The sequence below is a fragment of the Mycobacterium persicum genome, from assembly GCF_002086915.1.
GTDB lineage: Bacteria > Actinomycetota > Actinomycetes > Mycobacteriales > Mycobacteriaceae > Mycobacterium > Mycobacterium persicum.
The window spans coordinates 751571-777705 of sequence record NZ_MWQA01000001.1 but is presented as its reverse complement, the minus strand read 5'-3'; the positions used below and the strand labels follow the sequence as shown (position 1 = coordinate 777705).

The 26135-nt window shown below is 66.5% G+C and carries 25 protein-coding genes and 1 pseudogene; 13 read left to right on the top strand and 13 right to left on the bottom strand.

Annotation, left to right across the window (positions count from 1 at the left end):
- The first annotated feature begins 85 nt into the window (after positions 1-85).
- Positions 86-1945, top strand: a complete 1860-nt coding sequence (locus tag B4U45_RS03465; protein ID WP_219859316.1) for an Hsp70 family protein — start codon at positions 86-88, stop codon at positions 1943-1945.
- A gap of 39 nt (positions 1946-1984) precedes the next feature.
- Here B4U45_RS03465 and B4U45_RS03460 read toward each other — a convergent pair whose 3' ends face one another.
- Complete coding sequence (locus B4U45_RS03460; protein ID WP_082275197.1) at positions 1985-2380, bottom strand: hypothetical protein; 396 nt, start codon at positions 2378-2380, stop codon at positions 1985-1987.
- A gap of 316 nt (positions 2381-2696) precedes the next feature.
- Positions 2697-3650 (bottom strand): SDR family oxidoreductase, encoded by a 954-nt coding sequence (locus tag B4U45_RS03455; protein ID WP_075545293.1) that lies wholly within the window; start codon positions 3648-3650, stop codon positions 2697-2699.
- Positions 3651-3746: 96 nt separating this feature from the next.
- Between B4U45_RS03455 and lnt the strand changes: the two genes are divergently transcribed.
- Together lnt and B4U45_RS03445 are read left to right on the top strand one after the other, a co-directional pair.
- A complete protein-coding gene (lnt, locus tag B4U45_RS03450) occupies positions 3747-5240 on the top strand; it encodes an apolipoprotein N-acyltransferase (protein WP_082275200.1) in 1494 nt (497 codons plus the stop codon).
- Complete coding sequence (locus B4U45_RS03445; protein WP_075545292.1) at positions 5237-5950, top strand: SHOCT domain-containing protein; 714 nt, start codon at positions 5237-5239, stop codon at positions 5948-5950. Before lnt ends, B4U45_RS03445 begins: the two co-directional genes overlap by 4 nt.
- Positions 5951-5956: 6 nt before the next feature.
- Here B4U45_RS03445 and B4U45_RS03440 read toward each other — a convergent pair whose 3' ends face one another.
- Together B4U45_RS03440 and B4U45_RS03435 are read right to left on the bottom strand one after the other, a co-directional pair.
- Positions 5957-6634: an MBL fold metallo-hydrolase gene (locus B4U45_RS03440; protein ID WP_075545310.1), complete on the bottom strand. Its 678-nt coding sequence runs from the start codon at positions 6632-6634 to the stop codon at positions 5957-5959.
- Positions 6583-7668, bottom strand: a complete 1086-nt coding sequence (locus tag B4U45_RS03435; RefSeq protein WP_075545291.1) for an S-(hydroxymethyl)mycothiol dehydrogenase — start codon at positions 7666-7668, stop codon at positions 6583-6585. The genes B4U45_RS03440 and B4U45_RS03435 overlap by 52 nt, the downstream gene beginning before the upstream one ends.
- A gap of 38 nt (positions 7669-7706) precedes the next feature.
- On the opposite strand from B4U45_RS03435, the gene B4U45_RS03430 reads away from it, so the two are divergent.
- From B4U45_RS03430 to B4U45_RS03415, 4 genes are all read left to right on the top strand, one after another.
- Positions 7707-7919, top strand: coding sequence for a hypothetical protein (locus B4U45_RS03430; protein ID WP_075545290.1), 213 nt, complete (start codon positions 7707-7709; stop codon positions 7917-7919).
- 93 nt (positions 7920-8012) lie between these two features.
- Complete coding sequence (locus B4U45_RS03425; protein ID WP_075545309.1) at positions 8013-9119, top strand: class I SAM-dependent methyltransferase; 1107 nt, start codon at positions 8013-8015, stop codon at positions 9117-9119.
- An 11-nt stretch (positions 9120-9130) separates the two neighbouring features.
- Positions 9131-9949 (top strand): serine hydrolase domain-containing protein, encoded by an 819-nt coding sequence (locus B4U45_RS03420; RefSeq protein WP_075545308.1) that lies wholly within the window; start codon positions 9131-9133, stop codon positions 9947-9949.
- Positions 9950-10091: 142 nt separating this feature from the next.
- Entirely contained in the window at positions 10092-10604 is a 513-nt protein-coding gene (locus tag B4U45_RS03415) for a DUF3145 domain-containing protein (protein ID WP_036412540.1), read from the top strand.
- Positions 10605-10677: 73 nt separating this feature from the next.
- Here B4U45_RS03415 and B4U45_RS30260 read toward each other — a convergent pair.
- Positions 10678-10890, bottom strand: a pseudogene (locus B4U45_RS30260) (cellulase family glycosylhydrolase); the annotation flags it as partial.
- 150 nt (positions 10891-11040) lie between these two features.
- Between B4U45_RS30260 and B4U45_RS29775 the strand changes: the two are divergent.
- Both B4U45_RS29775 and B4U45_RS03410 read left to right on the top strand, forming a co-directional pair.
- A complete protein-coding gene (locus tag B4U45_RS29775) occupies positions 11041-11172 on the top strand; it encodes a hypothetical protein (RefSeq protein WP_258174299.1) in 132 nt (43 codons plus the stop codon).
- 1152 nt (positions 11173-12324) lie between these two features.
- Complete coding sequence (locus B4U45_RS03410; RefSeq protein WP_075545289.1) at positions 12325-12669, top strand: hypothetical protein; 345 nt, start codon at positions 12325-12327, stop codon at positions 12667-12669.
- Positions 12670-12931: 262 nt separating this feature from the next.
- On the opposite strand, the gene B4U45_RS03405 is transcribed toward B4U45_RS03410, so the two are convergent.
- The 3 genes from B4U45_RS03405 to B4U45_RS03395 form a co-directional block, all read right to left on the bottom strand.
- Positions 12932-13459, bottom strand: a complete 528-nt coding sequence (locus B4U45_RS03405; protein ID WP_075545288.1) for an Rv2253 family sensor-like surface protein — start codon at positions 13457-13459, stop codon at positions 12932-12934.
- A gap of 61 nt (positions 13460-13520) precedes the next feature.
- Positions 13521-14471 carry a diacylglycerol kinase gene (locus tag B4U45_RS03400; protein ID WP_075545287.1) on the bottom strand — a complete coding sequence of 317 codons (951 nt, stop codon included), beginning with the start codon at positions 14469-14471 and terminating at the stop codon, positions 13521-13523.
- The gene (locus B4U45_RS03395) at positions 14468-16048 is read right to left on the bottom strand and encodes an FAD-binding oxidoreductase (protein ID WP_082275199.1); all 1581 of its coding nucleotides are present in this window, start codon (positions 16046-16048) and stop codon (positions 14468-14470) included. Before B4U45_RS03395 ends, B4U45_RS03400 begins: the two co-directional genes overlap by 4 nt.
- Positions 16049-16095: 47 nt before the next feature.
- Here B4U45_RS03395 and B4U45_RS03390 point away from each other — a divergent pair, with 47 nt between their 5' ends.
- The 4 genes from B4U45_RS03390 (at position 16096) to B4U45_RS03375 (ending at position 20608) form a co-directional block, all read left to right on the top strand.
- Positions 16096-16665 (top strand): TetR/AcrR family transcriptional regulator, encoded by a 570-nt coding sequence (locus B4U45_RS03390; RefSeq protein ID WP_075545285.1) that lies wholly within the window; start codon positions 16096-16098, stop codon positions 16663-16665.
- Complete coding sequence (locus B4U45_RS03385) at positions 16665-18212, top strand: glycerol-3-phosphate dehydrogenase/oxidase (protein WP_089025280.1); 1548 nt, start codon at positions 16665-16667, stop codon at positions 18210-18212. Before B4U45_RS03390 ends, B4U45_RS03385 begins: the two co-directional genes overlap by 1 nt.
- Before the next feature lie 36 nt (positions 18213-18248).
- Positions 18249-18890, top strand: coding sequence for a TetR/AcrR family transcriptional regulator (locus B4U45_RS03380; protein ID WP_075545283.1), 642 nt, complete (start codon positions 18249-18251; stop codon positions 18888-18890).
- Positions 18891-19027: 137 nt separating this feature from the next.
- Positions 19028-20608 (top strand): FAD-dependent monooxygenase, encoded by a 1581-nt coding sequence (locus tag B4U45_RS03375; protein WP_075545282.1) that lies wholly within the window; start codon positions 19028-19030, stop codon positions 20606-20608.
- Positions 20609-20672: 64 nt separating this feature from the next.
- Here the strand turns inward: B4U45_RS03375 and B4U45_RS03370 are convergent, their stop codons facing one another.
- The 5 genes from B4U45_RS03370 to acpM form a co-directional block, all read right to left on the bottom strand.
- On the bottom strand, positions 20673-21560 hold the full coding sequence (locus B4U45_RS03370; RefSeq protein WP_075545281.1) for a hypothetical protein: 888 nt from the start codon (positions 21558-21560) through the stop codon (positions 20673-20675).
- 124 nt (positions 21561-21684) lie between these two features.
- A complete protein-coding gene (locus tag B4U45_RS03365; RefSeq protein WP_075545280.1) occupies positions 21685-23106 on the bottom strand; it encodes an acyl-CoA carboxylase subunit beta in 1422 nt (473 codons plus the stop codon).
- A gap of 36 nt (positions 23107-23142) precedes the next feature.
- Positions 23143-24402, bottom strand: a complete 1260-nt coding sequence (gene kasB, locus B4U45_RS03360; RefSeq protein ID WP_075545279.1) for a 3-oxoacyl-ACP synthase KasB — start codon at positions 24400-24402, stop codon at positions 23143-23145.
- Positions 24403-24495: 93 nt separating this feature from the next.
- Positions 24496-25746, bottom strand: a complete 1251-nt coding sequence (gene kasA / locus B4U45_RS03355) for a 3-oxoacyl-ACP synthase KasA (protein WP_075545278.1) — start codon at positions 25744-25746, stop codon at positions 24496-24498.
- Positions 25743-26090: a meromycolate extension acyl carrier protein AcpM gene (gene acpM, locus B4U45_RS03350; protein WP_023365075.1), complete on the bottom strand. Its 348-nt coding sequence runs from the start codon at positions 26088-26090 to the stop codon at positions 25743-25745. Before acpM ends, kasA begins: the two co-directional genes overlap by 4 nt.
- Positions 26091-26135 lie beyond the last annotated feature (45 nt).

The following is a 26135-nucleotide window of genomic DNA, read 5'->3' as shown; positions in this document are numbered from 1 at the left end:
GCCGGCGCAAAGAACGGCTATAGGTGTAGACGGCACAATTTCGGGTAGGCGGGCGCGGGGGCGCGCAGCCGGACGGGGACAAACCATGGCAGAAGGACCACGGCCCGCACTGGGGCTGTCGATCGGTGCCACCAACCTGGCGGCGGTGACCGCCGACCACGCGATCACCCGCAAGCCGGTGCTGACCTTGTATCGGCAGCGCCCACCCGAGGTCGGACTGCCGTCGGAAAATCCGAGACTGGATCAGTCCGGCCTAGTCATGAGCGACTTCGTGGACCGGGTTGGGGACCCGGTCGGCATCGTGGCGGCCGACGGCTCGATGCACCGTAGCGAGGCTCTGGTGGTCGACAGTCTGCGTGCTCTGGCCTACACCGCCACCGGTGGACGGGCCCTGCCCGACGATGTCGCGCTGACTTATCCCGCCCACTGGGGGACGGCCGCGGTCGACGCGTTGGGTGCCGCGCTGAGCCGGGTGCCGGAATGGTCGCACGAAACCCAGCCACTGTTGATCCCCGACGCGGCGGCCGCGCTGTTCGCGATGCGGGCCAACCCGGGGATACCGGCCCGCGGCATCGTCGCGGTGTGCGACTTCGGCGGCAGCGGGACCAGCATCACGCTGGTCGATGCGGCCGGTGATTATCAGCCGGTCGCCGCGACGCTGCGGCATCGAGACTTCTCCGGTGATCTGATCGACCAGGCGCTCCTGACCTACGTGATGTCGGAGATGCCGGCCACCGGTTCGTTCGACCCGTCCGGGACCGCGGCCATCGGCTCGTTGAACCGGCTGCGGATCGAATGCCGCAATGCCAAGCAGCGGCTCTCCCACAGCACGGTGACCACCCTGGCCGACGAGTTGCCGGGGACGCATCGCGAAATCCGGCTCACCCGAAACGAGCTCGACGAGGCGATTCGCGAGGCGCTGGACGGTGTCGCCGCAGTGATGGAACAGACGTTGGCGCGCAACGGAATTCATCCAGCGGACCTGGTCGCGATCATTTCCGTCGGTGGTGGTGCCAACATCGCGTCGGTCACCACGACGCTGTCGGGGCGATTTGGCGTTCCGGTGGTCACGGCGCCGCGCCCGCAACTAACCGCCGCTATCGGGGCGGCGTTGCGGGCGGCCCGAGGGCCCGCCGATACCAGTGCGACGGTGTTGACCTCGGCCCCGCCGGTCGCCGCGCCGGCAGTGGCGGCGCTGGCACCGCTTGCTCCGCTGGCAGCCCCGAATGGTGCGGATGCGCCCGCGTCGGCATTGCAGCCCGCGCTGGCCTGGTCGGAAGCCGACGATGATTCCCGCGTCATGCCCGTGCCGGGCGGCGACTATGCGGATGCCGGCGGTTCCGGCTACACCTCCGCCCGCCCGCAGCTGGCGTTCGACCATGACACGCCCCCGGAGGCGAAGCCTGAGCCGCCGGTCATCCCGTGGTATCGCCTGCCGGCGGTGATCATCGTCAGCACGGTCGTCGCGGTGCTGCTGGTCGGCACCGCGGTGGCGATCGCGCTGGGCTCCAACGACGAGCCCGCGACACGCCCGCCGGGGGTAAGCCCGGCCCCGACGACTTCCGCGCCTGCCGCGCCGCCGACCGTGGGGAGCCCGGAGCCGGCGCCGCCACCGCCCGGCACCCAAGAACCGGCGCCGCAAGCGCCGCCGCCACCGCCGTCGACCCAGGCACCCCCTCCTACCGCCGAAACGACACCACCGCCCCCGACGACAACCCCACCGCCGGCAAGCACGACGCCCCCGACGACACCCCCAACAACGGAGCCCCCTACGACCACCCAGCCGCCGGCCACCACCCAGCCGCCGGCCACCACGCAACCACCCGCCACCCCGCAGCCACCGCCCACCCAGCAAGTGCCGGCGGTGCCGCAGATCCCGCCGATCCCGGCCATCCCGCAGATCCCCGGCATCGGCTTCCCGATACCCCCGGTTCCCGGGCTCTAGACCCGGTCATCCCGCTCCCGGCAGCGCGGTGAGGCCGGCTTAGCCCGCGGCTGCCTCGTCTCGGGCTGACTTGAGAACTTCCTCGTTGTAGGCCTTGTCCCTGTCCAGATTCTCGGCGACCTTCTTGTCTTCATCTGTTTGTTCGCTGTTTGCCTTGGCTTTTGCCGCCGGCGAATCCGTGTCGTCGGCGTATCGAGGATGGCCGTGGTCGTCGAGCCAGTCCCCGACCGCGGTGCCGGTGATGGTCCTGCCGGAGCCGGGCAACACCAACGTCGGCCGGTCCTCATAGGCCGTCATCATTTCGGCCGCGGTTTCCTTGGCTTCGTCGCTGGGTTCCGGCACCTCGGAGGTATCCGGTTTCCCGCCGTCGCTGCTGCTGCCGGCCTGTTGCCGGTGATCGCTGCGGCCGGCGGCCTGCTCGTCGTGCGCAGTCATGCCTGTGCCCCTTTGCCGTTGCAGTTTGTGACCGACCCCTCAATTCCGGTTACCCAATGCGGCGCCGGATCGAAACGCTTGCCGGTACGCAGGTCGTCGTCCCCGCGACACCGCAGCCACGCAGACGACACGCCGCAGCACGTCGCAGTGGCTGCAGTCTCGATGAAACAACCACCGAGACCGGTCCGGGTAACGCCGCGCAGTGCGCACCGACACGCCCGCCCCGCCGTGGTGATCAGCGAATCATTCTGCGCCAGCTTCTTTTTCGCTTCGTCCTGGCGACCGGTGGTAGGCCGAGCCGTCCGTCGGCGGCCTATCAGGCCGGCGTCGGATAGCTGACCCCCGTGAGACGTTCGGAAACCTCCCAGAGACGTCGGCAGTCGGCGTCGTTGCGGGCCCGGGCGGGCACCTTGGCCTCCGTCACGCCGCCGCCGGCCGCCTCGTAGAAGCCCCGGGGGCCGTAGAACACACCGCCCTCAGCCTGCGGGGTGGCGGCCGCATACAGGGCGGGCAGTATCCCCTCGTCGATCTCCTGCCAAAAGAACGGAGTCAAACGCCACGACGCCTGGTAGAGCCGCTGCATCAGCGCCGGCTTTTCCCGGCCGTGCGAAGGTCCGCTGATCTGCAGGTTGGTCTTGGTCAACCCGGGGTGCGCGGCATTGGACATGATGCCCCAGCCGGCCTCGCGGCTGCGGCGGTCCAGCTCGCGGGCGAACATCAGCACTGCCAGCTTCGACTGCCCGTAGGCCGTCATGGGGGCGTAGGACTTTTCGAACTGCAAGTCATCGAAGTGGATACGGCCGCGCCGTGCCGCCAAGCTGCTCAGCGAGACCACCCGCGCGGCGGGCGCCGCGCGCAGCAGCGGCAGCACCTGGGCGGTCAGCGCGAAGTGACCGAGATGGTTACTGCCGAACTGCAATTCGAAGCCGTCGGCGGTGATGTCGCGTTCGGGTGGGGTCATGACACCGGCGTTGTTGATCAGAATGTCGATCGGGCGGCCTTCGGAGTTGAGCTGCTCACCCAACGCGGCGACGGAGGCCAGCGACGACAGGTCAAGTGCCTTGATGGTCAGCTTGGCGTCGGGAACCGCGGTGCGGATCTGCTCGATCGCCGCCTCACCCTTGGCGCGGTTGCGGATTGCCATCACCACATCGGCGCCGGATGCCGACAGCCGTCGGGCCAGCCCGAACCCGAGACCGCTGTTGGCGCCGGTGACAATGGCAAGCTTCCCGGACAGATCGGGCACCGTCGCGATCAGATCGTTAGCCATGCGTTTCACTCCTTTTCCGGTGGCGCCTGTCCAGTGTGCCCTTTTCCTCGCCGCCTTTCCTCGCCGTCGCAGAATCCGACCGGCATGCTGAACACCATGGCCCTCCATTCGGGAACGTGCCGGCGGCGCGTCCCCGGATGGGCGGTGGCGTTGGTCCTCGGCGCGCTACCGGCGCTGGCTTTCCCGGCGCCGTCGCGGTGGTGGCTGGCGTGGTTCGCGGTGGTGCCACTGCTGCTGGCGGTGCGGGCCGCGGCCACATCGTGGGACGGCGCCGTACGGGCCTGCTGGGGTGTCGGCGGGTTCGTGCTGGCCACTCAATACTGGCTGGCGACCAGCACCGGCCCGCTTCTGGCGGTGTACGCCATGGGACTCGGTGCCCTGTGGCTGCCGTGGGGATGGATCGCCCACCGGCTGCTGACGGCGCCGGTGACCGCCGCGCGCATGGCTGCCGTCGTGGTGATGGTGCCCAGCGCGTGGGTGGCGGCCGAAGCGGTGCGGGCGTGGCCCCCGTTGGGCGGTCCGTGGGCGCCGTTGGGCGCGTCGCAGTGGAATCAGCCGGCCACGCTGGCGTCGGCGTCCCTGGGCGGAGTGTGGCTGACCAGCTTTCTGGTGGTCGCTGCCAATGCCGCCGTCGCCGTCGCGATCGTGCATCAGGGGCCGATGCGGCTGGTCGCGCTGGGGTGTGCGGTGGCGTGCGCGGGACTGGGACCGGCGTGGTACCTGCTGGGCCCGGCGCCCGCTTCCGGTCCGACCGTGCGAGTCGCGCTCGTCCAGCCCGGCGATATCGACGATGCGACTGCCCGGGAGGAGGCCAGTGAGGCGATCACGGCCACCCTCGTAGGCCAGCGGGTGGACGTGGTGGTGTGGGGCGAAAGCAGCGTCGGGCAGGATCTCACCGGACATCCCGAGGTGCTGGCCCGGCTGGTGGAGTTGTCGCGGCGGGTGGGCGCCGAGCTGCTTGTCAACGTCGATGCGGCAGCGCCGGGCGGGGGCATCTACAAGTCGTCGGTGCTCGTGGGTGCCGGCGGAGTGCTCGGCAGTTATCGCAAGACCCGTCTGGTGCCGTTCGGCGAATATGTGCCGCTGCGGCCGCTGGTCGGCTGGCTCACCCGCCACAGCAAGGCCGCCGCCGAAGACCGCAGGCGGGGAGCCGGGCCGGTGGTGCTGTCTGCCCGTGGGCTCGATATCGGACCGCTGGTCAGCTATGAGACGACGTTTTCCGATCTGGCGCGACGTGAAGCCCTGCTGGGGGCCGAGCTGTTGGCCTACCAGAGTTCCACCTCGACATTTCAAGGCAGTTGGGCGCAGCCGCAATTGGCCGCGCAACCCGCGGTGCGTGCGGTCGAAGCGGGCCGCCCGGCGGTGCATGCCGGGTTGTCCGGCGACAGTTCGGCCTTCGACGTCCGGGGGCACCGGCTGGCGTGGTGCCCGTCGGATTTCCGGGGCGCCGTTGTAGTCAGCGTTCCGTTGGGCTCGAGCACCACGGTGTACCAACGGCTGGGGGATTGGGTGCCGGTGACCGCGTTTGTGGTGCTGATCGGTGCTGTGGTCGTCGCGATGCTTCGCCGGCGTGCCAAACTGCGTGGATGAACAGCAGACGGGCCGCCAAGGTTTCGCTGGCACTGGCCGTTGTGATGTTAGTGGTGTCGGTGGCCGGCTTCATCGCCACGTTGGTGCTCAACGCATTCCTTCTGGACAAGTACAACGCTTACGGCGAAGTGCCTGTCCCGGGCTCGGGCAGCGTCCATCTGCCGGCCGGTGAAGTCACCGTCAGCCTGCACACCGTGGTCATCGGCGGCACCAACGGCACCGGCCTGCCGGTGCCGCCGCTAGGCATTTCGATCGACCCACCCGCGGGCGTGCCACAACCGCGGGTCACCGAAAGTATCGGCAGCACAACCACGGTCAACAACGACGCGCATGTGCGGGTGTGGATGGTCCAGGTTCCGGTCGAAGGCAGCTACCGCGTGACGACCGAGGGCCAGGTCGGCGGATACATCAACCCGCGACTGGCTTTCGGCCACCAGAGCTCCTACGGCTATCTGGTATGGGTATTCGTCGCCGTCTTCGTCGTTGGCCTGGTGGATCTGGCCTTGTCGGTGATGTGGCTGAGTCGCAGCCGGCCTACGACGGTATCGGCGACTTGGTCGGCGCCCATCGAGCCCATCGGACCCAGCGAGCCCAGCGACCAGGGGGTCAAGCTTGAGCGGCTCAAAACCATTGCGGCGCTGCGTGATTCAGGGGCACTCACCGAAAGTGAGTTCCAGGCCGAGAAGCGCCGGATTCTTCAGGGACATTAACCGGCTTCAGTGACCGCGGGCGACCCATTCTTCGTAGTGGACGATCTCGTCGCCAATAGTGGTGCTGTCGCCGTGGCCGGTATGCACGACGGTGTCGCCCGGCAACGTCCCGAGCCGTTCGGAGATCGACCGCAGAATCGTCGGGAAGTCGGAGAAAGAGCGTCCGGTTGCCCCGGGTCCGCCGGAAAAGAGGGTGTCGCCGCTGAACACGACACCTGTCCCGGGGCCGAGCTCTGGCGCATACCAGCACACCGATCCCGGTGAATGGCCCGGGGTGTGCAGGGCACGCAACTCGGTCCCGGCCACACGCACCGTCTCTTCCTCGTCGATGGCGCGAAAGTCTCTGTCCGGGTGCGTCATTCGCCACAGCACGCCGTCGCCGGGATGCAATAACACCGGCGCGTCCAGGGTCTGGCCGAGTTGGGGAGCCACCGTTACGTGGTCGTTGTGGCCATGCGTACACACCACCGCCACCACATTGCGGCCCCTGACCGCCTCGATGATCGGTGCGGCGTCATGGGCGGCGTCGAAAACCACGACCTCGGAGTCGTCACCGACCAGCCAGATGTTGTTGTCGACTTCCCAACTGCCGCCGTCGAGTTCGAAAGTCCCGTGGGTGACGACGCGCTCGATCACAGCATCACCACCGAGCGCAGCACCTTGCCGTCGTGCATCTTGTGGAATGCCTCCTCGACGTCGCCGAGCCCGATTCGTTCGGAGACGAACTTGTCCAGCGGAAGCCGGCCCTGCAAGTAGAGGTCGATCAGGGTGGGGAAGTCGCGTTCGGGTAGGCAGTCGCCGTACCACGAGGACTTCAATGCCCCGCCGCGGGAAAAGAAGTCCACCAGCGGCATGTCCAATCGCATTTCGGGTGTCGGCACGCCCACCAATACGACGGTTCCGGCCAGGTCACGGGCATAGAAGGCCTGCTTCCAGGTTTCGGGCCGGCCTACGGCGTCGATCACCACGTTGGCGCCGAAGCCGTCGGTAAGTTCCTGGATGGTTGCGACGACGTCGGTTTCGCGGGCATTGATCGTGTGCGTGGCGCCGAATTCGCGGGCCCACGCCAGCTTGGTGTCGTCGGTGTCGACGGCGATGATCTTGGTGGCCCCGACCAGCGCGGCGCCCGCGATCGCGGCATCGCCCACGCCGCCGCAGCCGATCACCGCGACGGTGTCGTCGCGGGTCACCCCACCGGTGTTGATCGCGGCGCCGATGCCGGCCATCACTCCGCAACCCAGCAGGCCGGCTACCGCGGGATCGGCTGCCGGATCGACTTTGGTGCATTGACCGGAGTGCACCAACGTCTTGTCGGCGAACGCGCCGATGCCCAACGCGGGGGTGAGTTCGGTGCCGTCGGTGAGCGTCATCTTCTGTTCGGCGTTGAAGGTGTTGAAGCAGTAGTGCGGCCGGCCCCGTTTGCATGCGCGGCACTGGCCGCACACGGCGCGCCAGTTCAGGATCACGAAGTCGCCCGGTTCGACCGTGGTCACCCCTGGCCCGACGGCTTCCACCGTGCCCGCGGCCTCGTGACCCAGCAGAAACGGGTATTCGTCGTTGATGCCGCCCTCGCGGTAGGTCAGATCGGTGTGGCACACCCCGCAGGCGCTGATGTCGACGACGACCTCACCGGGCCCGGGGTCCGGGACGACAATGTCCACCAATTCGACGGGCTCACCCTTTTTTCGTGAAATCACGCCGCGCACTGTCTGATTCATGGCCCCAACCTATAGCCTGCCGGACAAATTCAGGACGGGTGTCCGGCACCGGCGTTGTCCAGGACCAGCGTCACGAATTGAAAGACCACATCGCGTCCCCGGCACTCGGCAACGCCGGGGTGCTGTTCGGCGGGGGCGGCAGGGGCGGCGACGGTGGCAACGGTGGCAACAGAACCACCGCGGGCGCCGGCGGGGCCGGCGGCGCCGGCGCACGATTGCTGGGCGAAGACGGGCTTGACGGCGTGCAATAGCGGATTCGCATCGCTGACCACAACCAACACGGGCTCGAGAACCGTCTTCGCCTTGGACCAGTGCCGTGGCGGCCCGGTGTAGCGTCGCTGATCATGACGGCAACCGACACCGGCCCCGAAATCGGCCCCGAAACCAAACCCGAAACCAGTGAGGAATTCGGCAACCGGATCGTGGCGGCCATCGACAGCGCCGGTTTGGCGATCCTGCTCAGCGTCGGCCATCAGACCGGGCTGCTGGACACGATGGCCGAGCTGCCGCCGTCGACCAGCACCCAGATCGCCGAGGCGGCGGGGCTCAACGAGCGCTATGTCCGGGAATGGCTGGGTGGCGTGACCGCCGCGCAGGTCGTCGACTACGACCCCGATAAGGCGACGTACGCGCTGCCCGCCCATCGGGCGGCAGCCCTTACCCGAGCCGCCGGACCCAACAACCTCGCCCGCGTCACGCAGTTCATCGCTCTGCTCGGCGAAGTCGAGCAGAAGGTCATTGACTGCTTCCGGGCCGGCGGCGGCGTGCCCTACAGCGACTACCCGCGCTTCCACACGCTGATGGCCGAGATGAGCGGTGAGGTGTTCGACGCCACCCTCGTCGACGTGGTTTTGCCGTTGGTCGAGGGCCTGCCGGAGCGTCTGCGGGCCGGCCTCGAGGTGGCCGATTTCGGTTGCGGCAGCGGGCATGCGGTCAATCTCATGGCGCAGGCGTTCCCGCAAAGCCGGTTTACTGGCATCGATTTTTCGGAAGCGGCCGTGGGGGCAGGCGCCGCAGAGGCGGCTGCACTCGGCCTGAACAACGCGGCATTCGAGCGGCACGACTTGGCGCAGCTCGAGAAGGTCCCCGAAAAAGTAGCCGCCTACGACGTGATCACCGCCTTCGACACCATCCACGACCAAGCGCAACCGGCTCGGGTGCTGCAGAACATCCATCGGGCCCTGCGACCCGGCGGTGTGCTGCTGATGGTTGACATCAAGGCGTCGAGCCGACTCCAGGACAACATCGGTGTCCCGCTGAGCACCTACCTGTACACCACGTCGATGATGCATTGCATGACGGTGTCGCTGGCGCTGGACGGCGTGGGGTTGGGAACCGTGTGGGGCCGCCAGGTGGCCACCTCGATGCTCGCCGACGCCGGCTTCAGTGACGTGCAGGTGACCGAGATCGAGTCAGATCCGTTGAACAACTACTACATCGCCCGGAAGTGAAGCCGGACTCGATGGCCGCTTTGGATGCTCTTGACGACTGGCCGGTGCCCGCTGCCGCCGCGGCGGTAATCGGACCCGACGGTGTGCTGGCCACCCATGGCGATACCGCGCAGGTGTTCACTCTCGCGTCGGTCACCAAGCCGTTGGTGGCCCGCGCGGTGCAGATCGCCGTCGAGGAAGGGGTCGTCGACCTCGAAACCCCGACCGGGCCCCCGGGATCCACGATCCGTCACCTGCTGGCGCATGCGTCGGGCCTGGCGATGCACTCGGCGAAGGAGCTGGCACAGCCCGGCGCCCGGCGGATGTATTCCAACTACGGCTTCACTGTGCTGGCCGAAGCGGTGCAGCGGGAGTCGGGAATCGAATTCGGCAACTATCTGACCGAGGCGGTGTTCGACCCATTGGGCATGGCGAATACCCGGCTCGATGGCGGTGCGGCCGCAGCCGGGTTCGGCGCCACGTCGACGGTCGCCGACTTGGCGTTGTTCGCCGGTGACCTGCTGCGCCCGTTGACGGTCTCCGGGCAGATGCACGACGCGGCGACCACCGTGCAGTTCCCGGGCCTGGACGGGGTGTTGCCCGGATACGGTGTGCAGCGCCCCAATGACTGGGGGCTGGGCTTTGAGATCAGGGATGCCAAGTCGCCGCACTGGACGGGCACCCGCAACTCGCCGCGAACATATGGCCATTTCGGTCAGGCAGGCGGGTTCATCTGGGCCGATCCCGACGCGGACCTGGCGCTGGTGGTCCTCACGGATCGTGATTTCGGCGAGTGGGCCCGAGAGCCCTGGCCGGCGATTTCGGACTGGGTTTTGGCCGAGTACAGCTAATCCGGACTGCACACTAGCGCAACAGTGGTCTCACAAGGCACAATAGACACGCAGACAACATAATTTCGTGGCAGGTATCTCGCTCTGCTGGTTCGCCAGGTCGTTGGGGAAGACGTCCCTCGCGGAACCGAAGGAGCAAGAGATGCGTGCATCGAATCAGTTCGCCGACGTGACGACCGGCGTGGTGTACATCCACGCTTCGCCCGCGGCGGTATGCCCGCATGTCGAGTGGGCGTTGTCGTCGACCCTGCAGGCCAAGGCGAATCTGGTCTGGACGCCGCAGCCGGCGATGCCCGGGCAATTGCGTGCGGTCACCAACTGGGTGGGGCCGGTGGGCACCGGCGCGAGGCTGGCCAATGCGTTGCGCTCGTGGTCGGTGCTGCGCTTCGAGGTCACCGAAGATCCCAGCCCCGGTGTCGATGGGCAGCGGTTCAGCCACACCCCGCAGCTGGGCTTGTGGAGCGGTGCCATGAGCGCCAACGGCGACATCATGGTGGGGGAGATGCGGCTGCGGACGTTAATGGCGCAGGGGGCCGACACTCTTGCTGCCGAGCTGGATTCGGTGCTGGGAACCGCGTGGGACGAGGCGCTCGAGGTGTACCGAGACGGTGGCGACGCCGGTGAGGTCGCGTGGTTGAGCCGCGGCGTCGGTTAGCCACTTGGACCTGGCACCCGCTGGCCGTCAGGGCACGACCACGACTTTGACGGTGCTTGCGCCCCGGGTCTGCGACGATGGTCAACAAGGCGGCGCCGGGTGCCGAAGTGACCTGTCCACCTTTGACACTCACCTGGTAGCCGTTCGGATACTCGACGGGCGGCACCGAGATGATTGTCTGCTCGCCGGAGACGAAGCCGCCGTGGTGGTCGGCTCGCTCGGTCGCGTAGGGCAGTTGGAACTTGCCTCTGCGGAATGCCCATAACTTTGGGGTGCCGGCAACCACCTGGGGGTACGGTTCGGCGAGCGCTGGGAGTTTGGCTGTGTTGACGTTATCGCCGGTCGGCGGGAGTTCCGGGTTGTAGACCAGCGCCTGCGCATTGACTGCCGTGCTCGTCGGGTCGTTGCCGGTGAACGCCCACTCCAACCAACCCGTATGCCGCAGGTCAGCTTGCTGAATCACCTCGGTGATGTTTTGCAGGTTATTGGTGGCGCCGATCTCCGTCATCAGTTGCGGGATCTGGAAGAACCGAATTATGCCTCCAGTGACGTGAACGTCAGTTTGTGAAACGGTCTGGGAATTATTGGCCTGTGATCATCACCGCGGTAGCACGAAGGTGTGACGGTTCGCCACGATGTGGTGCGCTTGCCTGTGCCATTCCCGGCCGCACGATTTAGGGATGTTCTGGGGGCGACCTCGGTGAGGACGCTGTCCCGATGCGTCGTCGTGTGAGTCGTGGTGTGCGTCCACGCATTCCGGGATCGAGGCCATCAGGTCGGGAACCGGAGAATGAAATGCGTACCGCTGCAACGACTTATCGGTCAGCTCGGGCAACCAGCATTGGTTGCGCAATCACGAGGAGGTCGACGCGAAATGCAGGTGGGGGCTGGGGCATTGGCGAGCCACGTTGGACACCGGGTGCTTGACGTCATCGGCAGCGAGGCCTGCGTGCTGTCGACCGCATGAATTCAAGCTGGCGTGCACCCCGCACTGATCGAATCCCCGTGCGCTCAACCCGGCGATTCAATACCCAAGCGGTGCCGAAATTCGGAAAGGCAGCCGCAGATACGTTTCCGTCGGGATGGACGGCGTTCCAGTCGCGGATCGAAGAAACGGCGCGCCAAGGGGCGTAGAAGACCCGATCATCGACGCCCACCGACGGGTCCGAGATCAAGACCGGGCAACCGCTTCGTAAATGGAAGAACCAATGCGACCGTTATATGCCGTCGCAAGCCCATTAAAGTCCGGTCGGTACCTTACAGATATTTCTCGCCGAACGCTAATCAAAAGCCGTTATTGATCAATAGCATAGAATTATTGAGGTTTGTCGATTCCGGCCCGCACTGCCGGGATGCCGGTGCGCACACCGGTCCAACGACGTGACAACCTCCGTTGAACTGGACTCCTGCGCAGCGACGATCGACGCACTTATGCCCGTACGGCGAAAGCCGTGAGGTATGGCGGCGGGGCCGTTACCGCCTTTCCAGATCGGCCTGATGTGTCCCGTTCATTGCCGGTCCGGAGTTGACACCGCCGGCCCTTCGTGCCGTAAACTGCCGCACGTATGTTGCGACTTTTCCGAACTAGCGAGTCAATGTCGAATCTTTATCAGAACAACCGAACTGCAGATCCTTCTGGCCGAAGTTCATTCACAAGTTCGGATCTTCACTTGAAATCAGCCGTATGGATTCAGCACGCTAAAGAAGGGTCAATATACAAATGAAGTCGAACCTTACTCGCCTTGGCGCCGCAACGTTAGGCTGTGCTGCGGTGATTGTGTCTTCTGCTGCAGTCGCCAGCGCTGATCCGCCGGACCCGCACAAGCCGAACATGACGATGGGTTACTGCCCAGGCGGGCGCTGGGGTTTTGGCGAGTTAGCTGTGTGCGACGGCGAGAAGTATCCCGACGGGTCGTTCTGGCACCAGTGGATGCGAACCTACATAACCGGGCCGCAGTGGTACTACGACTGCGTCGGTGGCGACGAGCCGCTGCCGGGTCCGCCACCGCCCGGTGGTTGCGACGGCGCGATTCCGCCCGACCAGCCTGACACGCCCGCCACCTGACCGCTGCCGGCGGTGATCGCACCCTGACATGACGCCTATCGACCGCGTCCACGCAGGTCCCGGGCTGGGTCGGGTCGCCTCCGAAGCCCGGTGCCCGGTAGCAACCCCCCGGGGAGGCGATCACCGCCGCGGGGCAGTGTCCAGTTCGCAGGAACCGCGACGAACCGCGACGAACCGCGACGAACCGCGACGAACCGCGACGAACAACGCCAAGATCACCGCCGTGGCCGCATGATCGAGACCGTAAACGGCGAGGTAGCTCTTAGACAACGCTCTCCGGCTCGAAGGCCGGCTTGGCCGATACCGGCATGTCGACATTTCCCTTGCAGGCGCCACTGGTGATGTCGGTGTGGAAAACCCCGGTCAGGATTCCATGCGGACCGGGGGTATAGACCGCAATGGATTTCGCCGGGTCGTACTCGATTGTCCCGTCGGGCAGCAGGCAGTCCCACTTCCAGGTCGTCTCTCGCACCCATTGGTAACCGTTCCAGGTGTATTCAATTGGGCGCTGGATGAACCCGTTCTTTGCCGGCGGCCCATCGGTCACCGTGGCGATACAGACGCCCGCCGCGCAGCTCGAGCTGAAGGAGTAGTTCGCCCGGTGGGCGAATTCGGGTCCACTGGCGGCGATGCTGGTGCCGGTCTTGGCATTGGCCCCGAACGTCACGACGTATTGTCCGTTCCAGGTCGGACCGTCGTCGGCAGCCCCGCGGGGAGCTTGCACCATCACGACACAACAGGACGACGCAGCAGCCAAAGCCGCCAGTGCGGTCTCGCGAAGTCCGGACATCTTTCCTCCCTGATCGGACGTGATCGGGTTTGAAAAGATGTCGGGTTCGGTGACCGAGTTGTTACACCGGTGAGGGATTGGGGCGCAGCAGCTGTAGCGCGGCCGGAACTGCGGCGATCTCGGCCGGCAGCGGACACGCGAAGTCGCCGTCGGCGTACACGTTGATGCCGGGGCACTCGACGTCGACGGTCTTGGCCCGTGCGGTGGTCACCTCGTCAAGGTCGACGTGAGTGCCCTTCATAGCGGTGGGGAAGAAGCGGACCAACCGCGTCCGCGATCCCGACGCCACCATGGTGATGTCGAGCAGGCCGTCGGCAGGATCGGCGTTGGGGCAGATCAGCAGCCCGCCGCCGTAGCTGCGGGTATTGCCGAAGGCGGCAAGCGTGAGGTCGGTCTCGATCTCCCGGGCGCCGTCGAGGACCAATCGGAACGGCAACGTCCGCAGCCGCGACAGCTCGGCGAGCATCGCGATGTAGTAGCGCATGCGCCCATGCGGCCAACGCATCCGATTGGCTCGATCGGTCACCAGCGAATCGAATCCGGTTGCCGCCACGGTGCCGAACCATTTGTCGACCCCCGCGCGGTCGCGGATCCGGCCCAGGTCAATGGTTTCCGTCCAGCCGTCGACGACGATGTCCGCGGCGGCTTCGGGATCCTTGGTGGGAATCCCGAATTCGCGGGCGTGATCGTTGCCGGTGCCCGCCGGAATGATGCCCAGCGGAACATCGGTGCCCGTCAACACCTGCAGCGCATTGGAGATGACACCGTCGCCGCCGGTGACGACGACCGCGTCGGTGCCCTTCTCGAGTGCCGCCGAAACGAGATAACGCGCGTCCTGCGCGTCGTCACCAATGATTTCGACGACCTCCACACCGCGATGATGCAGCCGGGCGATCGCGATCTGTGCGGCCCGGACCGCGGCGCCGTGCCCCGAGACGGGATTGGTCAGCGCGGTCACCTTGCCGATCTCGCGCCGGCGCGGTTGCCGGGAGACAGGGTTCTCGGCAGTCACGGAATCAGCTTGCCGGGATTGAGAATTCCGGCCGGATCGAGTGTCGCTTTGATTGCGCGCAGCAGTTGGACACCAAGATCGCCGACCTCCGCACGCATCCAGGGGCGGTGGTCGGCGCCAATCGCGTGGTGGTGGGTGATGGTGCCGCCGTTGGCCATGATCGCGTCCGACGCGGCCTTCTTGGCGGCCATCCACTGCTCGATCGGGTTGCCTCGCTGCCCCGCGACGACGGTGAAGTACAGCGACGCCCCGGTCGGATACACGTGCGACACATGGCACATCACCAGCGCCGGGGTACCCGATTCCGCCAGTGACGTGGTCAGCGCCTCGGTGACCGCGGCTTTCAATCTCGGGATGTTGGACCAGTCGGTGGCGGTCTCCAGCGTCTCGCAGAGCGCGCCGGCCGCCAGCAGCGCGTCGCGCAGGTAGGGCGCGGCGTACCGGCCGCGCTCCCAGGCCTGCGCCGGCCCCTCACCCAGAGACGTTCCGCCGTGAGCTATCAGCAACGCGCGCGTCTCGGCGTGCCGGCTTTCGGCGTGTTCCTTGGTGCCTTCGAAGAGGGTGAGTCCCAAACAGCCGCCGGTGATTTGGTTTTCGCCGATCGATTCGGTGGTGGCGAGGTTCACGCCGGTCTCGGCCTCATCGGAGAGGCGGACAACGGTGGGTCCCGTTCCGGTTTGGGTGACCGCGCGCAGCGCCGCGACGCCGGTAGCGAAGTCGGGGAACGACCAGGCTTCGTAGCGCGTCGTTTCCGGTACCCGGTGTACCCGCAACCGCACCTTGGTGATGACGCCGAAGGCGCCCTCCGAGCCGATCGCTAGTTGGCGCAGGTCCGGACCCGCGGCCGATGCCGCGACCCGGCCCAGATCCAGCACACCCACCGGGGTGATCATGCGCAGCCCGAGGATCATGTCGTTGAACCGGCCATAGCCGGCGGAATCCTGGCCGGAGGAACGGGTTGCCGCGAAACCACCGATGGTGGCGAAAAGGAAGCTTTGCGGGAAGTGCCCGAGCGAGAAGCCGTGCTCACCGAGCAGGCGTTCGGCCTCGGGGCCGGTCGCGCCGGCGCCCAATTCCGCAATGCCCGATACCTCGTCGAGGAAGTGAAGTTGGTTGAAGCGCCGCAAGTCCAGCGAGATCACCGCGCCGAACTGGCCGCGGTCAGGATCAAGCCCGCCGACGACGTTGGTGCCGCCCCCGAAGGGGACGACGGCGATGCCGTGGTCGGAGCAATACCGCAGAATCGCGGCCACAGTGCCGTCATCACCGGGAAGCAACACCGCGTCGGGAGCGTCCTGAGGGCCAGTGTCCTTGCGCCGCAGCATGTCTGGGGTAGATTTGCCGCCTGCGTGCAGCAACCGGTCGCGGTCGGTGGCACGGAAGTATTCGGCGCCGACGATTTCGGCCAGCGCATCCTGGTCGGCCTGCGACAAGGTGGACGGGCGCAGTGCCACCTGATCGGGATCCAGCTCGGCGTCATCCGAATCACCAAGGCCGACAACCTGCTTCAGCAGCGCACGGACGCTGTCGGAGAGCGGCTTGGCGGCGGCGGGATCTCCCCACGCATTCCATTTCATGGGCGGAAGGAGTTCCTCGAGATGTGTCATGCGTTACAGTATCGCATATGCTGTCAACGAGTAATGCTCCCGAAAACATCGGGGCCCGCATACTTGCGGCGGCCGCGAGCTGTGTCCGCGATTACGGTGTTGACAAGGTGGCACTCGCCGAGATCGCACGACGCGCGGGCGTCAGTCGCCCGACCGTTTACCGTCGGTGGCCGGACACTCGCTCGATCATCGCGGCGTTGCTGACCAGCCACATCACCGACGTGCTGGGCGAATTGCCCCTCGATGGCGACGACCGTGAAGCCGTGGTACGACAAGTCGTCGCGGTGGCCGATCGGCTACGGCGCGACGACTTGATCAAGGCGCTGATGCACTCGGACCTGGCCAGGGTTTACATCACCGAGCGCCTGGGCACCAGTCAGCAGTTCCTGATCGAGGGGTTCGCGGCTCGACTCAAAGTGGCACAACGATCGGGCAGCGTCCGCGCCGGCGACCCCCGTCAACTTGCGACCATGGTGCTGCTCATCGCCCAGTCGACGATTCAGTCCGTCGACATCGTCAATCCGATCCTCGATTCCCAAGCACTGGCTGCCGAACTCACCTACTCACTGAACGGATACCTGGCCTGATGCCCAATTCGACCGCTCTGAACGCCGCGCGCCGCACTGCCGAACTGACCGCTCTGGCCGACGGGGAAGCGCTGGATGTGCTCGTCATCGGTGGCGGTATCACCGGTGTCGGAATCGCGTTGGACGCCGCGTCCCGGGGCTTGCGGGTGGCGCTGGCAGAAAAGCACGACCTCGCGTTCGGTACCAGCCGGTGGAGCTCCAAACTGGTGCATGGGGGGTTGCGCTACCTGGCGAGCGGCAACGTGGGCATCGCCCGGCGCAGCGCCATCGAACGCGGAATCCTGATGACCCGCAACGCCCCTCATCTGGTGCGTGCGATGCCGCAGCTGGTCCCGCTGCTGCCGTCGATGGGTCACCTCAAACGCGCGGTGGTGCGCACCGGATTCCTGGCCGGCGACGCATTACGCATGCTGGCCGGCACGCCGTCCTCGACGCTGCCCCGATCGCGCACCATCCCGGCGCGGCGTGTGGTCGAGATGGCGCCGACCGTGCGGCGTGACGGCCTTGCCGGCGGCTTTCTGGCTTACGACGGGCAATTGATCGACGACGCCCGACTGGTAGTGGCGGTCGCGCGCACCGCGGCCCAGCACGGCGCCCGGATCCTGACTTACGTTGGCGCATCGAACGCGACGGGCACTTCGGCGCGGTTGAGCGACAGGCGCACCGGCCAAACCATCGACGTGTCCGCCCGCGCCGTCATCAACGCCGCGGGAGTGTGGGGCGGCCAGATAGACCCTTCGCTGAAGTTACGTCCCAGCCGTGGAACGCATCTCGTATTCGACGCCGAAGCCTTCGGGAATCCGACTGCGGCGCTGACCATTCCGATTCCCGGCGAGCTCAACCGCTTCGTGTTCGCCATGCCCGAGCAGCTGGGCCGGGTTTACCTGGGGTTGACCGACGAAGATGCTCCCGGACCGATTCCGGATGTGCCAGAACCATCTTCGGAAGAGATCATGTTCCTGCTGGACACGGTCAACACCGCGCTGACAACCACACTGCAGACCACCGATGTCATCGGCGCCTATGCCGGGCTGCGGCCACTGATCGACACCGGCGAGGGCCGCACCGCTGACGTTTCCCGCGACCACGCCGTCATCGAGTCTCCCTCCGGGGTGATCAGCGTGGTCGGCGGCAAGCTGACCGAATACCGGTATATGGCCGAGGATGTGCTGAATCGTGCGATCGGCCTGCGGCACTTGCGCGCCGGTGATTGCCGGACTCGCAACCTGCCGCTTATCGGTGCGCCGGCGAACCCCGGGCCTTGCCCACAGGGATCGGCGGCCGGCTTGCCCGGGTCCTTGGTGGCGCGTTACGGCGCTGAAGCAGCCAATGTGATCACCGCCGCCAGCTGCGAGCGTCCCACCGAAGCGGTCGCCGACGGCATCGACGTCACCCGGGCCGAGTTCGAGTACGCGGTGACCCACGAGGGCGCACTGGATGTCGACGACATCCTGGATCGCCGAACCCGAATCGGCCTGGTGCCCCGCGACCGGGAGCGCGTTGTCGCCGTCGCCGAGGAGTTCCTCGCGGGGGCCGCACCGGCGTAGCGGAACTGAGTCGTATCGGCAGAATGGTTCAGATGCATGGCAGTTGAGCGGGCGGGCGCCGACCCGCTGAAGGGAGCGGCGCGTCCGCGGCGCAGTCCCGGACGCCTGGATCGGTCGTTGGACGCGGTCATCCTCGAGGCGGCGCTGGCGGGTGTGGCCGAAAACGGCTACGACCAACTGAGCATGGACGACATCGCGTCCCGCGCCCGGGTCGGTAAGGCGGCGATATACCGGCGCTGGCCGTCGAAGGCCGAGGTGGTGGCCGATGCGATCGCCCACTGGCGGCGCGGAGTCGGGCCGGTCGACCCGCCGAATACCGGCAGTCTGCGCGGCGACATCGACGCTCTGGTTGCCGCGGTGCCGGATTTCGACGACGCCGACCAGGCCACAATCCGCATCATCGTCGGCGTGGCCACGGCCGCCATGCACAATCCCGTTCTGGCCGCCGCCTTGGACGATCTCGTCCTCTCCCGGCCGCGCCAGCTGCTCCGGGTGGCACTCGACCATGCCGTCGCCCGGGGTGAGGTCCCCGCGGGCCGGGACCTGACCCTGATACCCGATGTCGCGCTGGGCCTCAACGTGCTGCGGGTGATGACGGGCCGGCCGGTCGATCGAGTCTTCGTTCGGCGTGTTCTCGAAGACGTGGTCCTGCCGCTTGCCATCGCGCCGGGCCCCTAAACCCCGGCCCAATTATCCAGCCGCGCGGCACTAGGAGCGATTGCGGCGTCTCGGGCTCTCGTGCCAGACTGGGCACCAGACGGAACTAATACGTTCCGTGTTGGCAGGGGTTCACGGGCCGGGGAAGGGGAGTGCGCATGACGGTCACGCATGTCCCGGTGCTCATTGTCGGGGCCGGAGTGGGCGGGTTGGCGGCATCGGCGCTACTGGCCCGGCACGGTGTTGCTTCGCTGCTTGTCGACAAGCGCGACGAAGTCTTCAGCTACCCCAAGGCCCGCAATCTCAGCTTCCGCAGTCTGGAGATCCTGCGCGGCCTCGGCGTGGGTGACCAGGTGCACGCGGTTGCCGAACATGTCTCGGCCATGGTGGTGAAGCTGACGCTCAACAGCGCCGAGGAGCGACCGGCAATGGACATCGACGCACTCTTCGCGGGCCTGGACACGCTGAGTCCCGAACCGGCCGCGCAGTATTGCCCACAGAGCAAATCTGAGCCGATCTTGTTGGGCGCGACCCGTGCCCGTGGCGGCGAAGTTCGCTACCGGACGGAGTTCGTCTCGTTCGACATGGACGAGGCCGGCGTCACCGCGACCATCGCCGACCGGACGTCGGGAGAGCGCCAGACGGTACGTGCCGACTATCTGATCGGCGCCGACGGCGTGCACAGCCCGATCCGCAGGGCGCTCTCGATGACCACGTCCGGCTACGGGGCGCTGCCGATCTATGTCGTCTTCATCTACTTCCGGGCGCCGTGGCGGCATTTCGTCTCGCACCTGAACGACGGGGATGCCGTGCAGGTCGATAATCCTGACGCACCAGGAATATTCTTGGCGGTCACCGGCGACCTCGGCATGTTCATCACCACCTACCATCCCGCCAAAGGTGAGACGGCCGAACAGTTTAGCCCGCAACGCTGTGCAGAGCTGTTGGTGAAGGCGATCGGCGAACCGATCGAGGTGCGGATCACCGAGGTGGCGACGTGGCAACCCTACGAACAGGTGGCCGACGAATTCGCCTGCGGCCGTGTCTTTCTCGTCGGCGATTCGGCACATACCATGCCGCCGTTCAAGGCCGGGGGAGCCAACAGCGCGATCCAGAGCGCGCACAACCTGGCCTGGAAGCTGGCCGCCGTCCTGCAGGGTACTGCCGGCACTGAGTTGCTGGACACCTATCACACCGAGCGTCACCCGGTGGGGCGATTTGCCGCCCACCAGTCGCTGACCGGACCGACGGTTGCCTTGCTCGAGTTGGACGAGCATCGACCGCAACTGCCCGCCGATGAAGAGTGCTCGATGTTCGAACTGCTGATCGGTTACCGGTACCGCTCTGCGGCGGTCGTGACCGCCGAACCCGCAGCGGACTCCGACGCGGTGCAGCTGGTGGCGGAGTTGTGTGGGCAACCCGGCACCCGGACCCCGCATGTGTGGATTTCGCAAGGCGGACAGCGTATTTCGACCCTCGATCTGCTCGGCCACGGGTTCACCCTGCTTACCGGGGACCAGCGTTGGCGTGGTGCAGCCGATTCGGTGTCGACCGCTCTCGGTGTCCCGATTGCCGTGCAGTGCATCCGCGATAACGCGTGGTTCGCCGCGACCGGACTCGAGCCGCAAGCAGCGTTGTTGGTACGCCCCGACGATTTCGTCGGCTGGCGGTGCAGTGATTTCCCGGCTGACCCGAGTAGCTGGTTGCGCCAGGCACTTTCGATGATCCTGTGCCGCTGACGAGCAGACACATAATCGCGTTCCACCGGCCTTTGGCGTGCGATTCTGCGACTGCTCGCCAGCGTCAGATAGCGATGCGCGTGCGGTCCAGGTGGGTGGCGATTCGCTGGGCCAGGCGGTAGGGGTGCTGTCTCACGTCGCTGACGACAATCGGGATAATCGTCCACCCGAGTTCCTGGATCCTGCCCCACCTGGTTTTGTCACGCAGCATCTCGTTGCGCCCGGCATGCCAGTCGACACTTTCGTACTCGGCCGCCAGACGCCTTTCAGGCCAAGCGAAGTCGACCCGCCACAGTTCGCCGTTGCGGCCGTAGATCGGATATTGAAGCTCCGGGAGCGGCAATCCGTGGTCGATGATGACGAGCCGAACTTCGCTCTCCATGGCTGATTCCGCTCGTGGGTCGGCAAGCGGCAGCAGTTCGCGCACCGCGACGATTCCGCGGCGCCCACGCTGTTCGGTAACGGCACTTTCAATCTCGGAGCGAGTGCACCGCATTGATCGCAGTGCGGCGTCAAGGGTGGCCAGAGCTCGGTGACGGCGCAGCTGTCGTGCGACCTCAACGGCCGTCCACGCCGGTGCGGTTGCCAGACGACCTGACACCCGCTGCAACCGGGCGCCGGTGCGCTGGTGAACCATCAAACCGACAGTGGGCCGCATCCGTACGCCGGGGTCGAGCACATGAATGGCGGTAGTGTTCTCCGTGTCGAACCCGTATAACGTGGCGGCAGTGCCCAGGCAAGCCACGGCTTGGCGCCCCATAAAGATGTCGAGGGCCGCCATGCGACCCAACAGACTCGGCTGCTGCGCCGAGTACACCCCGTACCACACGCGAACGAGACCACCGTTCTTGACTTGCACGTCGAGCTGTTGGCGGGTCATGACCGTCAGCAGTTGCGCGGTGGTAGCGAACCCGCCGGCGCTTTCCAACAGCGCTCGCGCTCCAAGGTGCACCGCGACAGCATGCGAGAAGCGGCTGTCCTCGGCCAGTCACGCTGGGGATAACCGCCGCGAGCAGTCGCAGAATCGCACTGCGCGGGTCCCGCGCATGCGATTCTGCGACTGCTCGCGGTCAGAACTACAGCGGAATGTTCTTGTGGCGCCCGCGCCGTGCCGGCGCCTGGGCCAGCGCCTCGGTGAGCTTGCTGCGGGTGTGCGCCGGGTCGATCTTCTCGTCGACCACGCCGATGTCGATGGCACTGTCCACGCCGCCGGCGATCCGCTCGTGCTCGGCCGCCAGTTCGTCGTGCAGCGCTTCGCGTTCGTGCTCGGCCGCCGCGGCCAGCTTCTTCTTGTGCAGGATGCCGACGGCCGCCTTGGCGCCCATCACCGCGACCTCGGCGTCCGGCCAGGCGAACACCTTGGTGGCGTTGAGCGAGCGCGAGTTCATCGCAATGTAGGCCCCGCCGTAGGTCTTTCGGGTGACCAGGGTGACCCGTGGAACGGTGCACTCACCGAACGCGTGCAGCAGTTTGGCGCCGCGACGCACCACGCCGCCCCACTCCTGGTCGACACCCGGCAGATAGCCGGGCACATCGACCACCACCACCAGCGGAATCCCGAACGCATCGCAGAGCCGCACGAAACGTGCTGCCTTCTCCGCACTTTCGGAGTTCAGGCAGCCGCCCAGCCGCAGCGGATTGTTGGCCAGCACACCGACGGTGCGCCCGGAGAGCCGACCCAACCCGACCACCATCGACGGCGCCCAATTGGCCTGGAACTCGTCGAACGGCGTTTCGCTGTCGAGGATTGCGGTCACGATCGGACGCACATCATAGGCCCGCCGAGGAGATTCGGGCAGCAGCGCGTGGATATCGGTGTCGCCGGCCTCGGCCTTGCTCCGGTCGAAATGCCCTTGCTGGCAGAACAATCCGACCAGCCGGCGGCCCCGCTCGTAGGCGTCGAGCTCGTCGTCGGCGACGATGTGGCACACCCCGGACTTCTTGTGGTGGGTCTCTGGACCGCCGAGGGAGGCCATGTCCACGTCCTCGCCGGTGACGCTGCGCACCACGTCCGGCCCGGTGACGAACACCCGGCTTTCCGGCGCCATCACGATGACGTCGGTCAACGCGGGACCGTAAGCGGCGCCGCCGGCGGCGAAACCGACGACCACCGAGACCTGCGGAATGTAGCCCGACGCGCGGATCATGGCCTCGAACACCGTGCCGACCGCGTGCAGTGCGCGCACCCCTTCGGCCAACCGGGCGCCACCGGAGTGCCAGATGCCCACGATCGGGCTCTGCTCCTCGATGGCGGTGTCGTAGGCGTTGACGATGTGTGCACAGCCTTCGGTGCCCATGGCGCCGCCCATCACGGTGCCGTCGGTGCAGAACGCGATGGTGCGCACGCCGTTCACGGTGCCCGAAGCGGCCAGTACGCCAGAGCGGTCACGCTCGTGCAGCAGCTCCACGCTGCCGTCGTCGAAGAAGGTGCTCAGTCGTAGCAGCGGATCGCGGGGGTCGAGCGACTCGCCGACCGCCTCGGGGGCCATGATCGTCATCGCAGGTCTCCTGTTGTTTCCGGGGTGGCTCGGGATTTAGTACCGCCCGAAAGCGATTGCCACGTTGTGGCCGCCGAATCCGAACGAGTTGTTGATCGCATACCGGTAATCACCGGGCCGCGGCTTCCCCGCCACCACGTCCAAGTCGATCTCTGGATCGAGGTTTTCCAGGTTCAGTGTCGGGGGAACGACCTGGTCCCGCAACGCGAGCACGGTCAGGATCGATTCCACCGCACCGACCGCACCCACCGAGTGGCCCAGCGCGGCCTTGGGGGCGTACACCGCCGCGTTGCCGCCGTGCGGGCCGAGCGCGTTGTTGATGGCCTTGCCCTCGGCCAGGTCACCCACCGAAGTCCCGGTGGCGTGCGCATTGACATGGCCGATATCGGCCGGGGTCAGGCCCGCGAGCTGAATAGCCCGGCTCATCGCATGCCCGGCACGTTCGCCGTTGGGGTCGGGCGCCACCATGTGGTAACCGTCGGAAGTGATACTGGCTCCCATGATGCGGGCCAGGATGTTCGCGCCGCGGGCCTTGGCGTGCTCCTCGGTCTCGATCACCATGAGCGCACCGGCTTCACCGAACACGAAGCCGCTGCGGTCCCGGTCGAACGGTCGGCAGGCGCCGACAGGATCGTCGTTCTTGGTGGACATCACGATGCGCATCTGGGCGAACGCCGCGATCGGCACCGCCTCGATCTTGGTCTCGACACCACCGCAAATAGCCACGTCGGCCTCACCGAAGACGATGTTGCGCCACGCCTGAGCGATGCCCTCGGAACCGGACGCACACGCCGACACCGGAGTGATAACACCCGCCTTGGCATGCCGTTCCAGGCCTACCGCCGCGGCAGCGCCGTTGGGCATGTACTTCTGCACGCCAAGCGGTGAGACCGCCTTCATGCCACGAGCACGCATGTCGTCGTAGCTGAACACCATCTCTTCCGACGAGCCCAACCCAGTTCCGATGGACACCATCAGCCGGTCTGGGTCGACTTCAGGCGAGCCCGCGTTCTCCCACACGCGGCGGCTCAAAATGGTGGACATCTTCTGCAGGTAGCCCATGCGCCGCAGCTCGACGCGCGTCAGTTGGCTGTCGAACTCCTCCAGCAGATGCCCGCCGATGCGCACCGGTAGATCGAATTCCTCGACGAACGGGTCGTCGAGGATGCGGATCCCACTTTGGCTGTCGAGCAGCAACTTCCACGTGGTTTCCACGTCGGTGGCCAGTGCGGTTGTCATGGCGACGCCGGTGACCACTACGTTCGGGAGCGTTTTCCCGGTAACCAGCTCTGTCATGAGTGTTGCGAACGTTCCTTCCGTATCTGTCCGGCTCGCCCCCGCAAGCGGGGGGACCCCCACCTCGGGCCTCGCGGCCCGCGATGTCTTGCTTTAGTAACGCCCGAAGGCGAGCGCCACATTATGACCGCCGAAGCCGAACGAATTGTTGATGGCATAGCGGAATTCGCCGTAGCGTGGTTCGCCCGCGACAACATCGAGGTCGATTTCGGGATCGGGGGTCTCGTAGTTCAGTGTGGGCGGGATGACGCCGTCCCGCAGACTCAACACAGTCAAGACCGACTCCAGCGCCCCGACCGCGCCAATGGAGTGGCCTAAGGCCGATTTCGGAGCGTAGACCGCGGCATGCTCACAACCGGCGACCCGGATGGCGTTGGCCTCGGCAGCATCGCCGATCGGTGTCGCCGTGCCGTGCGCGTTGACGTGGTCGATGTCCGCCGGCGACAAGCCCGCCAGCTCCAGCGACCGTGTCATCGCCCGGCCGGCACGCACGCCGTCCGCCGCGGGCGCCACCATGTGGAAGGCGTCCGAGGTGATACCGGCACCCATCAACCGAGCCAACGGCTTAGCGCCGCGGGCCTTGGCGTGCTCCTCGGTCTCGAGCAGCATCAACGCACCGGCCTCGCCGAACACGAAACCGTCACGATCCTTGTCGAACGGCCGCGAGGCACGCTCGGGCTCGTCGTTGCGGGTCGACATGGCCCGCATCATCGAGAACGCCGCGATGGGCAGCGCCTCGATGGGACCCTCGACACCGCCGCAGACGGCGACGTCGGCGTCGCCCATGACGATCTGACGCCACGCGTGGGCAATGGCCTCCGAGCCTGACGAGCAGGCCGACACCGGGGTGATCACGCCGGCGCGGGCGCCGAGCTGCAGGCCCACGACCGCGGCGGCGCCGTTGGGCATGATCATCTGAACCGCGAGCGGGGACACCTTGCGGGGCCCGCCCTCGTTCATCAGGTCATAGCTCTCGATCACCCGCTCGGCTCCACCGAGGCCGGTGCCGACCACGACGGTGAACCGGTCCGGATCGACCTCGGGGCTGCCCGCCGACTCCCAGAGGTGTCCGCTGAGCAGCTTGGCCATCCGCTGGACATACGACATGCGGCGCAGGTCCAGCCTGCCCATGTGGTTGTCGACAGGCTCCTTGAGGTGGCCGCCGATCTTGACCGGTAGGTCCCACTTGGTGACGAATTCGTCTTCAAGGACGTGGATGCCGCTCTCGCCGGCCAACAGACCCTTCCACGTGCTCTCGATGTCCGGCGAGATCGACGTCGTCGCTGTGACGGCGGTTACCACAACGCTGGGGTAACCGCCATTAGCAGTGGAAGGCTTGGTCACTTGCTCTCTGCTTCCAGCCTCGCCTTGACGTTGGCAACAGCCTCGGGGTTCTCCGACTCGAGCTTGGCCCGCAGCGCCTCGGCAGCCTCGGGGTTCTCTTCCTCGAGTTTCTGGATGTAGGCGACGACGTCACCGACGGTGCGCAGACCGGCGAGGTCTTCGTCGGGGATCTTCACGCCGTACTTGTCCTCGGTCTGCACGGCGATCTCCACCATCGACAGCGAGTCGATGTCGAGGTCGTCGACGAACGACTTCTCCGGGGTGACCTCGGAGGGCTCGATACCGGTGACCTCTTCGATGATCTCGGCGATACCGGCGATGATTTCTTCCTGACTGACGGCCACAGTTAGCTTCCCTTCGTAATGTGTTGTGGGCAAATCGGTTTGACG